This window comes from Alkalicoccobacillus murimartini (genome assembly GCF_030813245.1).
GTDB lineage: Bacteria > Bacillota > Bacilli > Bacillales > Bacillaceae_D > Alkalicoccobacillus > Alkalicoccobacillus murimartini.
Window position 1 is genome coordinate 363,931 of the sequence record NZ_JAUSUA010000002.1, and the last position, 11,996, is coordinate 375,926.

12 protein-coding genes are annotated in these 11,996 nt (G+C 39.3%); 2 read left to right on the forward strand and 10 right to left on the reverse strand.

Annotation, left to right across the window (positions count from 1 at the left end; genetic code table 11):
- Positions 1-156: 156 nt before the first annotated feature.
- The 4 genes from pdxA to J2S05_RS08360 form a co-directional block, all read right to left on the reverse strand.
- Positions 157-1,128 carry a 4-hydroxythreonine-4-phosphate dehydrogenase PdxA gene (pdxA, locus tag J2S05_RS08345; RefSeq protein WP_306982654.1) on the reverse strand — a complete coding sequence of 324 codons (972 nt, stop codon included), beginning with the start codon at positions 1,126-1,128 and terminating at the stop codon, positions 157-159.
- A gap of 23 nt (positions 1,129-1,151) precedes the next feature.
- Positions 1,152-2,447 (reverse strand): four-carbon acid sugar kinase family protein, encoded by a 1,296-nt coding sequence (locus tag J2S05_RS08350; protein ID WP_306981756.1) that lies wholly within the window; start codon positions 2,445-2,447, stop codon positions 1,152-1,154.
- 5 nt (positions 2,448-2,452) lie between these two features.
- Positions 2,453-3,439: a 2-keto-3-deoxygluconate permease gene (locus J2S05_RS08355; RefSeq protein ID WP_306982656.1), complete on the reverse strand. Its 987-nt coding sequence runs from the start codon at positions 3,437-3,439 to the stop codon at positions 2,453-2,455.
- Positions 3,440-3,575: 136 nt separating this feature from the next.
- Entirely contained in the window at positions 3,576-5,210 is a 1,635-nt protein-coding gene (locus J2S05_RS08360; protein ID WP_306981758.1) for a sigma-54-dependent Fis family transcriptional regulator, read from the reverse strand.
- Positions 5,211-5,368: 158 nt separating this feature from the next.
- Here J2S05_RS08360 and J2S05_RS08365 point away from each other — a divergent pair, with 158 nt between their 5' ends.
- Both J2S05_RS08365 and J2S05_RS08370 read left to right on the forward strand, forming a co-directional pair.
- Complete coding sequence (locus J2S05_RS08365) at positions 5,369-6,220, forward strand: MurR/RpiR family transcriptional regulator (protein WP_306981760.1); 852 nt, start codon at positions 5,369-5,371, stop codon at positions 6,218-6,220.
- Between the two features lie 150 nt (positions 6,221-6,370).
- Complete coding sequence (locus J2S05_RS08370; protein ID WP_306981762.1) at positions 6,371-7,246, forward strand: prephenate dehydrogenase/arogenate dehydrogenase family protein; 876 nt, start codon at positions 6,371-6,373, stop codon at positions 7,244-7,246.
- A gap of 83 nt (positions 7,247-7,329) precedes the next feature.
- On the opposite strand, the gene J2S05_RS08375 is transcribed toward J2S05_RS08370, so the two are convergent.
- The 6 genes from J2S05_RS08375 to J2S05_RS08400 all read right to left on the reverse strand — a co-directional run bounded on the left by J2S05_RS08375 (position 7,330) and on the right by J2S05_RS08400 (position 11,726).
- Positions 7,330-7,971 carry an RraA family protein gene (locus tag J2S05_RS08375; RefSeq protein WP_306981764.1) on the reverse strand — a complete coding sequence of 214 codons (642 nt, stop codon included), beginning with the start codon at positions 7,969-7,971 and terminating at the stop codon, positions 7,330-7,332.
- Positions 7,968-8,213, reverse strand: a complete 246-nt coding sequence (locus J2S05_RS08380) for a hypothetical protein (RefSeq protein ID WP_306981765.1) — start codon at positions 8,211-8,213, stop codon at positions 7,968-7,970. The genes J2S05_RS08375 and J2S05_RS08380 overlap by 4 nt, the downstream gene beginning before the upstream one ends.
- Positions 8,214-8,222: 9 nt before the next feature.
- On the reverse strand, positions 8,223-9,572 hold the full coding sequence (locus J2S05_RS08385) for a TRAP transporter large permease subunit (protein WP_306981767.1): 1,350 nt from the start codon (positions 9,570-9,572) through the stop codon (positions 8,223-8,225).
- 317 nt (positions 9,573-9,889) lie between these two features.
- Positions 9,890-10,162, reverse strand: a complete 273-nt coding sequence (locus tag J2S05_RS08390) for a hypothetical protein (protein ID WP_306981769.1) — start codon at positions 10,160-10,162, stop codon at positions 9,890-9,892.
- Positions 10,163-10,262: 100 nt separating this feature from the next.
- A complete protein-coding gene (locus J2S05_RS08395; protein ID WP_306981772.1) occupies positions 10,263-10,700 on the reverse strand; it encodes a YkvA family protein in 438 nt (145 codons plus the stop codon).
- A gap of 51 nt (positions 10,701-10,751) precedes the next feature.
- A complete protein-coding gene (locus J2S05_RS08400; RefSeq protein ID WP_306981774.1) occupies positions 10,752-11,726 on the reverse strand; it encodes a nuclease-related domain-containing protein in 975 nt (324 codons plus the stop codon).
- Positions 11,727-11,996 lie beyond the last annotated feature (270 nt).

Consider the following 11,996-nt stretch of genomic DNA (forward strand, 5'->3'; position numbering starts at 1 on the left):
AGTTTATCAGACTTTACTCATGTAAACCTAATCATGAAAAAGGAGGACTGGACCTTCGCTTTATTTCACGGTTCCAATTCATTCACTCCTGACATAAATCTCTTATGAACACAAAAACGGCATAATATGAATGAATCATACTATGCCGCCTTTTATTTAGATGGTAGGAGCTAATTCTACAGCATCTTTATAAGCTGCAATTAGGCTGCGTTCATCAGCAATGTTTTTTCCTGCAATATCAAACGCTGTTCCGTGATCAACAGAGGTACGAATAATTCCGCCTTTTAATCCAACTGTGATGTTCACTCCAGCTTCAAGGCCCATAACCTTAATAGGAACATGCCCCTGATCGTGGTAGCAAGCAACAACCATATCAAAATCACCGCGAGCCGCTCTAAAGAATAGTGTATCGGCCGGATATGGCCCCTCTACGTTTATTCCTTCCTCACGTGCTTTTTGAATAGCTGGAATTAGCTTCTCTTCTTCTTCACCTTCACCAAAAAGTCCATTTTCACCAGCATGTGGATTAATACCACAAACGGCAATACGCGGGTTTTCAAATCCGGCATTTTTTAATGTCTCGTCAGCTAGCGTGATCACTTTATGTGTACGTTCAGGATTGATTGAATCAATCGCTTTACGTAAGCCAACATGTGTTGTTAGGTGAATAACCTTAAGATTAGGAGCTGAAAGCATCATTGAAAAGTCCTTCGTCTCGGTTAATTCAGCCAAAATTTCCGTATGGCCTGGATACATATGTCCTGCTTTTTGCATCGCTTCTTTATTAAGAGGCGCTGTGCAGATTGCATGAATTTTTGACTCTTTAGCTAACTCGATAGCCTTTTCGACATAACGGAAAGCTGCATCTCCTGCTAATTCACTTACCTGTCCAAACGGAAGATCCTCAGGAAGTAAGTTCATATCAAGTACTTCAATCGTACCTGGCTCAAATACACATTCCTCTACTTTTGTTACAGGAACCACATTTAGTTCCGTTTTCGTAATGTTTACTGCTCTTTCCATCATTGCATAATCACCAATAACAAGAGGACGTCCTAATTGAAATAGCTCAACAGATGCAAATGCTTTAGAGATAATTTCAGGTCCAACTCCTGCTGCGTCTCCCATGGTAATACCGATAATTGGGTTCTTCACTTTGTACCCTCCAGAAAAAATTCATATATTTTGCTAAATGTTTGCTCGTTACCGAATGCTCCAGCCTTCGTGATGGCATAGGTGCCAGAAAGCGGACCTGTAAATGTTGAAATTGGAATACCCGTTTCAAATTCATCTATTAGATCAAGCTGACTCACAGAAACTCTTCTGCAGAGCGCTTTAGCTGTATCTCCACCTGTCATTACAATGGCTTGAAACGAGTGACTTAAAATGAGGTTTTCTCCAACTGCTGCTAATAATGATACGATACGTTTGCTAACGACCGATAAAGAAATATTCTGTTCTTCAGCATAGGCATAAACCACATCAATCTCATGTCTCTCTGTTCCGGAATAAATGACAGGAATTTTTTGATCTTCGAGAAGAGAGTGGCACGCTTTACTCACACGTTCAAACTCACTTGCTCTCACAAATCCATCCTCATTTACAGCTTTTAGTGCGTCAATTTTGATACCAACAGCTCTCTCCTGTTTCAGCAATTGCTGAACTTGTTTACGGCTGATATCACTCATACTTCCAACTAAATATAAAACGGGCAGTGTAGGATTTAGTCTCTCTACTTGTGCCTTCACACCGCTACTTTTAATGTCCAACGCAGACGAAAGTCCTGCCGACCCTGCAAGTAGTATTTGATCTTGCGAAGTCTGTGCAAAGTGAGCAATGGCTTTGAGTGTCTGTGAACTTGTCGCATCACAGATGAATACACAACCATTCTCTGTTTGTTTTTGTTGCTTTAGCCAAGTGGTAATTTTCTCGTGATCCTTAATCCATAGCTCTTCAGGAACTTCTACTAGCTGTCCTTTAAACTGTCTTCCAATATGATCTGCGACACGTGAGTCTTTAACTGGATCTGCCTCATTAAGTGCAAATTCTGTATCACCAATTGGCGTACCATCTACATAAAGAATGCCTTTGTCTACTGTACGTTTATTTTCAGGAAAACTAGGAGTTAACAGCACGTAGTCAGGCTGGTCTGCTTGGATGATTGAATCAAGTTCAGCACCAACGTTGCCTCTTAAAGTAGAGTCGATCTTTTTAAACAAAATGTCTGGTTGATAGGAAGCCAATACGTCCATAGAAGCTTTTATCGCTTTTTTGGCATCTTCTTGATTCATGGCTCTACTATCTGTATCGATCACCACAGCCTCAAGAGGTTCATTTGTCGCTTGTTCATTGTTAAGCCAGACAGCGGTTTTCAGTCCGCTTTTTGCAAGCTGAACACCACTGTCATTAGCTCCTGTTATATCGTCCGCTATGATAGCGACCTTCATCAATCTCACTCCTCTGAAGTTACCAGATCTTGCTTACCATTCTTTTTCTCTAATCGTTTAGCCAAATAGCCAACAAACATAGGAAGAAGGATAGCAGTTGTTACAACACTTGCTGCCACTTGTACTGTTGCAAGCTCAACGTTATAAGCAAAAGCTGTACTTGCTGTAGCAATTGCAGCTGGTGTTGCCACTGCATTTCCTGCTGTCGAGCCTTCCGCTGCACCAATAAGTGGATTCCACTTAAAGAGTTTAAACGCCCAGTATCCGGTAATTCCTGTTACTAATACAACCAATACTCCTAGCATGATTCCAGGTAGTCCACCTTCAATGATAGAAGAGAAGCTTATGTTCATCCCTAAAGCAAAAGCAAAGAATGGAATCAGCACATCTGAACCTTTTCCAAGGAAGGTTCTCATGTCATCATCTACATTACCAAGAATAAAACCAATTAAGATCGGAAGAAGAACACCAATAAATGCAGTAATTTCAAAGAATCCACCTTGAAGCCCTACAGCTCCAAGAACAGATAGCGTTAACATTGTAAATAATGGTCCGTCGTTCATTGCTAGCACTGAATAAGCAGCTTTATCTTCACTTTTTCCATATTGTCCAGCTAAAGCGACATATAATCCGCCGTTAGAGTTGGTCATTGCAGCAATAACTGCAATTGGAGCTAGTCCTAGGAATAAGCCTTCTGCCCCACCGGCAAGTAGAAATACAAGAGCACCAACCGCTCCCCCAAAAATCCATTTAACCGTTAATAACGTGAATCCCTTACCAAAAGAAACACCAAAGCTTTTAATGTTAATTTGCGAGCCCGCACATAAAAGAAATAGGGCGATTAACGTGGAGGCACCGTTTACAAAAAGTGCTTCCGTAAAATTTCCAATCCTTAAAGCTTGAGGCATTACTGTATTAATAAGAGCTCCTAGCAATAAGGGAACAACCATCATTCCGCCTGGAATCTTTTCAATTGATTGCTTTAGTCTCATCATCTTACCAACTTCCTGTTTTATTTTGCAATACATTTGTTTTTAAAAACGTTTGTGCACACGTTTACACTACTAAATATACTGTTATTTTTAAAAAATACAATAAAAAAACTAAAATAAGTTGCTAAATGCAACGTTATTTTAGTTTCCTCCAAACGGTAGTCCGATTAATATTTAAGCGTTTAGCTGTTTTTGATTGATTAAACCCCTCATCCTCCAACACTTTTTGAATAATTTCAGTTTCCATCTCATCGAGTGTTTTTGTAAGGTCCAAATGAATATACCCTTCTTTTTCTTGCGCATTGTCTGAAACATGCAAAGAAATGTGCGAAGAGTCCGAGCACTCAATTTCACGAAAGATCAAGTCTCTAAATGAAACAAGAGAGTAATGATGAAAATGTTCCTTTAATTCAGATGTGCTATTTTTGATTCCGATCACTTGTTTCCCATAGAGACTATTAGATTTTGAGATAAAAGTACGAATAAAACTCATGTCCTTTTCCATCCGTCTTGAAAGAGATGGTAACTCCAACACTTTTCCTTCAAAATAATGCAGGACCGCTCTCGTTTTACAGAAAAAGACGACTGAGCTCACATAGCTTTTGGCTCGCGTCACTATCTCTCGTTGTTTCGCTTGCGATAAGTGATCCAGATTCAAAAGAAATAATGGCATTTGTGTGCTAAATAGTAAATCTAGATCGTTTTGTTTACTTACGTCACATTCAACGGTCCAACGATTAGCTAAGATGGACTCGGCAATACAGCGCTCTCCAGACCCCTCTTCTGAAACAATCAACATTGGACCTTCCTGTTCCACTATCTCATTAAACTGATTCTCCATTACTGAATCTACTCCTAAAACGAGCGGCAATGATAACCCATCTGTTAGGAACCAGTTGCAAAAACCAGGAATAATACTTTCTATTGAACGAATATAGACAATAGTATGATTGGACGTCCCTTTCAAAGGCTGTATATGAAATTGATAGGGTTTTCCATTACTATGTAGAATGTGTTTGACTTCCTGATTGTATTCATTACCCTTTTGCTCATACGACCTAAGCATTTCTTCTAGCTGCTCTTCTCTCTCAAGCTTTTTTAAAGCATCATTTTTAAAGAGAATCCGTTTATCTTTGACAAGTAAAAATGGATCAGCAATTTCTTGAGCAAGAACTTTATATAAATGAATATCTTCTACATGAAAATCATGCACATGACGAATGGTTTCAGCTTGCTCAAATGCTTGCTTTACGGATTCTTCACCTGAGGTAATAAGAATTCCTTCTACACCATGTCTTTGAGCAATTTGATTCGTTACAGTATCACCAATAATCACGCGACGCCCTAATTCTTTAGCTCGAATGACCGCTGGCTCTGCTTCATTTTCAGAGTTTATGATCGTTATAGGAACCTCAATTCCAAGGAGTTGAGAAATTTCATTAAAGTCACTTGAGATGTTCGCAAATGCAATAATCTCTGCTCCATCCTTTTCATCCTGGATGAGCAATAGTGTTCTAAGGATGTCATAACCTGATATTGGAATTTCCACTACCTGTTTGCTTGTATGAGCTCTTATGACATTAGCCGTACCTCCACGACTAATATATAAGTCCGTTTTCCCATCTACTTTATCAATGATTGGAATAGCTTCTTTTAAATCAGCTAGATATAACTCATACTTCAACTGTTTTCTCTGTTGTATGACTCGTTTGACTGTTTTTTGAAGTCCCTCATAAGGGGCAATAACCGTAATATGCATAGATTTCATCATTCATCAGCTCCCACTGTTCATAGTATAACGAATCTCTAAATAAAGGGTAAGATCCTACTCTTTTGTTAATCGCTCTCATTACTTTTAATATGCAATTGTATATGATTGACTTCTCTTGTATTGTTAATAGGATACCACTTTAAAGGGCGTGTATTTTTATGGATAAGGAACCACTGACCTTACTAAAAGATTCCGTTTTGGCATTACCTGATTCACAAAGGAAAGTAGCAAACTATATCATTAATCATCCGACTGACGTAGCGTTTATGACAGTTGATCAACTATCATCTAATGTAGGGACAAGTACAACGACTGTGATGAGATTAATGGCAAACATCGGTTATTCCGGATATTCTGAATTCCAGAAGAACCACCAGCAAATGTTACGAGAGCAAGCTTCTCCTCAAACAAGACTTGAAGCTAATCTCAAATCACATAATCAAAGTCAAAGCTGGACTCATTATATGGAACGTCAACTAGAGTCCATTCAACAAACAGCAACGCTCAACACTGAAGCGATGTTAAATCAAGCGATTGAATTTATTGTTTCTTCAAACCACATTTATACAACTAGCGTTCGAAGTGGTTTGCCTGTTGCTCAATATTTAGTACATAATTTAAATCGTTTAGTAGGCAATGCCAAGTTCAATTTAGCCGATTCAAGTGACTGGGTAGATGATGCTGTAGGGATGACTAAGGATGACCTATTAATTGTGGTCAGCTATTCGAGATATGGAAAGCGCATTATTGATTATGCAAGAGTGGCTAAGGAACAAGAAGCTAAAGTAATTGCTATCACAGACAGCTATTCTTCTCCAGTCGTACCTTACGCAGACCTTGTCCTACCGTGTCATTCATTAGGTATTGCTTCACATAATACGATTGTCCCAACTATGTTTATGGTTGACTATCTAATAAGCGCGATCGCTCTAAATTACCCTAACCTTACCAAGGATCGACTTAAAGATGTTAACTCTATTTTACTAAGTATGAATTATCATAAAGAATGAGCCGCACTGTAGCGGCTTCTTTCTTTGATCTTTATTTCCACAATCAAAAGAAAGCGTTTACTTCTTCTACCCACAAATGTAAAATGATCATATAGTAATAAATATTACTTTTTATAAAATAGAGGTAATTTATAATACGGAGGGATTTTCATGAGAATTGGATTTATTGGATATGGAGAAGCTGCCTATGAGTTATCTTCTGGTTTAGTAGAAGAAGGAGCTCAACATCTAACTGCCTTCGATGTGATGCAAACACATGAGAAATACGGTCAACAAATTAAAGAACGAGCAAAAAAAGCCGGGGTCAACCTACAGGAAAGTATGAAAGATGTTGTTAGTGGTGCTGATGTAGTCTTTGTGGCGGTCCCTGCAAACGTGAACTTAAAAGCAAGCAAAGAACTCGCTCCTCTTTTCTCTAAAAATACTTTATATGTGGATGTCTCTGCTTCATCACCAACAATTAAAGAAGAGATCCAACAAACGCTTGATCAAGCAGGGATCTTATATGTGGATGTAGCTTTGCTTGGACCTCTTCCTGTATTTAAGCATAAGGTTTCCATATCTGCTAGTGGAAGTGGCGTTCACCAATTAATCGAAAAAATGAAACCCTATCACATGAACATTACCGCAGTCAGTGATCGAGCCGGTGAAGCTTCAGCCGTAAAGCTCATTCGCAGTATTTTCATGAAAGGAATCGTTGGTCTTCATCTCGAAACCTTACAAGCTGCGAATAACTGGAACGTCTCAGAAGAAGTTTTACACTCAATAAGTGAAACAATGGACAGTCATTCGTTTCTCGACACCATGAATCGATTAGTGACCGGTAGCTCCATTCATGCACAACGTCGTGCATTTGAATTAGGTAGTTCAATCGAGATGCTACAGGATGCTAAATTAAATGCAGAAATGTCGATAGCTGCTAAACACAAACTAGAAGAGCTCGCAGACTTGAACATAAAGGAATTGTTTCATGGTTCGAAACCAGAATCCTGGGAAGAAGTCATCCGTGCCTACTCAAATAAATAATCATATCACTCAAAAAACGGAATGAACCAAAAGGTTCATTCCGTTTTTTAGATGTCTATCGAATCACTGTTTAAAGACTTTGATTATTTTAACCACTTAGGTCGTGTGCGGCCTTTTTTTATCTCATCTATTCGATCTTGTTCATATAATTCCTTCTTTTCCGCACGAGTTAATGCATCTTCAACCTGATCTCTTGGTATCACAATCACGCCATCTGCGTCTCCCATAATAAAATCACCAGGCCTCACCTTTTGACCACCACATGAAATCTCGCTATTTATAGTCCCCGGTCCGTCCTTCGTTGGCCCTGCTGGAATATAACCTCTACTGAAAATCGGAAAAGATGATCGGCTTAATGCACTAGCATCTCGAACTAGTCCATCAATAACAAACCCTTCAAAACCTATCACAATGGAGGCCTCCATCATGAGTTCGCCAATGATTGCTCGCTGTTCGTAGCCATGGGCATTTACTACAAGTACATACCCTTTCTTAGCTTGGTGCATGGCATAATGAACAGCTAAGTTGTCTCCTTGCGCTGTTTCTACAGTCAGCGCAGATCCTATCATTCGATGTGTTAGAACAGCAGGTTTAATCTTATAATCCATTTCAGGGGCATGCTCCAAGATATCACTTAACAACGTAGTACTTAATGCCTCTGCACGCTTCACCCACTCCTGGGGCAATAGCTCCGGTAAGGGGTGGCTCTTTATATTTTCATTCATTTTGAATCTTCCTTTCCACTATCAGTTGTTGGTGGTTTCTTAAAGTAATATAGTAAGTACCCGCTTAACCCTGCAATAGCGGTTAGTCCATAAACAAATTCTGCTAGATTCTCATTTAAGGCAATCATCCAAGAGCCTTGTAGGGCTAGTAATGAAACAAGCTGTCCTAGTACTAAAACGGATCCAAACACAGTGAATAAAATGACCGATATGATAAATATTGCAAAGATTAACTTTCTCATAGTAGCCTCCTAAATTGGTATTGGCAAAATCCCCATGCCTATCAACCAGCTTATAATCATCAATGGAATGGTGTAATACAGCAATAATGGAACGTACGTTTTTTCTGGACCAACCTTTGCCATACCCGTTGCCACATAAATTGGACCCGATGTAGGCGTGCTTCCTTCTGTTGCTCCAAACATCATAATGGTTACAACAGCTAATAACGGATCTACACCGACTGCCGTTAACGCACCAAATGTAGCCAAACCAATTGTAGCGACTGTTGCCGTTGTAGCTAACGGAGTGGCAACAAGCGTAATAATAATACCTACGAGGGCAATCATCAGCCATTTCGGAAGATCAAATGCAGTCATCAAGGCTTGTAATTCCTCTGTTAAACCAAGTTCATTTAAAACGGCACTAGTTGCAAATGTAAAGATTAAGACAGGACCAATAACAAAATAACTTGGCGCTGTTTTTTCAAAAAAGTCCTTCCAGCCAATTTTGGATTTTGGAAGATGGTTTCTTCCAACAAGTAATGTGAACAGAATCATAAAGACCGGTACCCAGACGATGAAGGAAATAGAGTCCATTGCTTCGGCCCCAACACTCTCAATAGAATTAAACCATGTAGCAAGCGGACCAAAATTTATAAGAATAGGAATCACAATACCTAAGAAGATAATTAACGAATGCCATCCTTCTTTGAAGGTTTTTGAAAAAGGTAAGATAAATTCCGCTGGTACAGGTTGAATCTTATATCGCTTAGTCATTAAGAACACAACAATAATGCGATGTAATAGGGCATATGCCCCTGCTACATATAAAGCAAGAAACAAATTATTAAAATCAACAGTTGCTGCTACGGGTGCAAACCCAAGCATGATGAACATGGTGGAGTTAGGTGGGATAATACTTCCAAAGCCAGAGTTCCCAGCAACAATTGAGGAAGCATGTTCCTTCTTCCAACCCGATTTCTCCATCCACGGGATTGTGATGGCACCAGTTGTAGCTGCGATCCCAGAGCCAGACCCTGCAACTAAAGCAAATAATCCAGAACCAATCGTATTAACATAAGCTGCTCCACCAGGAAGCCTACCAATTAATGAATTTAGAATTTGAATGATTCTACCTATTAATCCTGTGTAATTAATAAGCTGCGCCATAAAAATAAATGCCAAAGATGCGAAAACAACCGAATGAGTAAGCCCTTTCATTAAACTAGGTAAAAATAATTCCACCGCCCGCGTCCCTGAAAAAGCAAGTGTAATTAAGAAACCAATAATCATCGCTTCCGAGATATTACGCTTTGTGAATATGGCCCAAATAAGAATAACAATGATAAATACAATTAAAGCCCATACCGAAATGCCCATGCTGCTCCCCCTCTTGATCGTCTGACTTTCTTCAGGTATTTTTATTACACATATAAAACTAAATGTAATAAAAATTACTTAATATGCAGTCTATCATTCTTTTTGACATATGTAAACGCATTCATTATTATATTTTTGTTCAGTTTTTTCAATGCATCGTCAAAAGGTAAGGTGCGCTGACTTTTCAGAGTTAGCTAGTGAAGAGCTAATGAAAACATCGACGTAAGTAAGAACGACCGGTTTAACCTAAAATTGGCCGGTTTAAGTCCAGTATAATACCGAACTCAAACCAGCCAATTAGCGGGTATTCTTCTTCTCTACATCTCACGCTCTAGCTTTTCGACGTAGTTTTTCGCTTCAACTAAAGGTAGCGGGTGCACCGTTCGTAATTCCTTAATGGCCTTAATCTTGCTCCCCTCGCGTAAAAGCTGCCTTAATCGCGTATTAAGATCCGCATCCTCTGATAATTTCTCAGTTATGATCACAGCATCCGCAGCCGTTTTTCCAGCTAAGCGGGACTTCAACCCTGCGATAACCAGAAGTAAAATCACAACAAGAACACATAAAAAGATAATAATGAACATTTCCATCTATTCATCCAACCCTTCTCATCTAACAAGATCCACTTTATTTTATATCAGTGCGAGTGAGTTAGATACGAACCAATGTCCTATTTAGGTACAAGGTTTTTTATAATGATTCTTGCTTTTTTGCCAGTTTCGTATCAATAGGCTTAAGATCCTCTAACATGGACTCACCAAATAATTGTTCCACTTTCGCACGAGCCATCTCTTTCGACTGATCATCAATATACGCCGCGACCATCATTAGCGCCCCCATGAGTGCCACCATGTCATCGGTATAACCAATAAATGGAGTCAAGTCAGGAATAATATCGATTGGCATGACAAAATACCCTAGCGCACCAAGGATTGTCGTCCGAACCTTTAACGGAAGATCAGGTTTTCTAAATGTATAATAAAGCAAAAAGACAACGTATATACCCGTCCCTCCAACCTTTTTGCTATACTTTTTTATTTTATGCCAAAAAGACTTCTCATCATATTCTTCTTGATAAGCAGCTAAATGTGAAGGATCCTGTAAATCCACTTGTTCTTTTTTAGTCATAGGTAAACACCTCCACTTGTAATATACCCGGTTAAAAAGGAGTTAACCTATCTAGGCTTTACTTGTAGAGAGTGGACAAGACAGGGTGTAATAGGTGTATTTGTTGGAATTTGTTCTGGGGAGTGTAAGTTGATTTAATAAGTAATGAGATAATGAAGATGAGTGTATTTGGAGAAAATCACGTAGTTCCCTATTCGTAATCGTGGGTTTAATTAGGAGGAAATAGTCTTCTAAAGCTTGAATATGCGCATCTTTTGAGTAATGGTTGCAGTTGGCACAAAACCAGCTGCCTGTTCTTAGTACTCGTTCCATACCAATTCTCGAACACGCCGGACAAAGAACACCTTTTCTGATGTCTTTTGTTGTGATCTGATAGGGAAGTACTTCAGTCATGATTTCAGGGATGTGCGATTCAGCAAGCTGTTGCGCAATCAGTGGAACCTCCGATCTTTTTAGGGCAATCGTTTGATAAGAACGCTGCAGCTGAATCAACTTAGCTGGTATTTCTTCAGAGGGTACTAGTCGTTTGGAGCTGCTATCAATAAATGTTGATGGATTAGATAGTGCAACGAACTCTACAATAGGTAAGAGCGGCCAACCCTTTTTCAAGAACCAATCTGTTAACTGAATTCGTTGTCTCCTAACTTGAGAGAACGGGTTAGGTAATACCTGTTCGATATCATTTACCTTTCGAAACATCTGATTCGTAGACTCATTAAAAGAAATCCTTCCCGAGATATTCTTGGTTTCGATGATCGCTATATACTTATCACATACAACCACAGTATCCATTTGGAAATAGTCACCCTCAGTAGATCGCAGACGAAGATCCTTGACCAAATAAAACTGATCCTGCTCTAAAAACTTCATGTAATAATCCGTACTCACCTCTCCCCTATAGCCAACCTCCCGAAGAGCCAGGTCTTCCTTAATTTTAGGAAAACTGATATGGCTGGGGCTAACCCTTCTCTCCAATGCTTTAAATTGAAGTAGTTTTAACGGCTTGCTGCGCCTTCGAACAATCACCAAACCTATCTCCTCCTTCCAGTCTATAGAAGTACATTATTCTCATGATATAAGGAAATCCCTTCTATAAATTTCGTTTAAGGTTAACTTTTTTGAGTTTGATTGCGCTCTTTCCATGTTAGATCACCTTCTGCCCATGTTAGGCTCGTCCTTTCCACGTTAGATCTCCTTTTTCCCATGTTAAGCCCGCTCTTTCCACGTTAGATCCTCTTCTTCCCATGTTAAGCCCGCTCTTTCCATGTTAGATCCCCTTCTTCCCATGTTAGACCC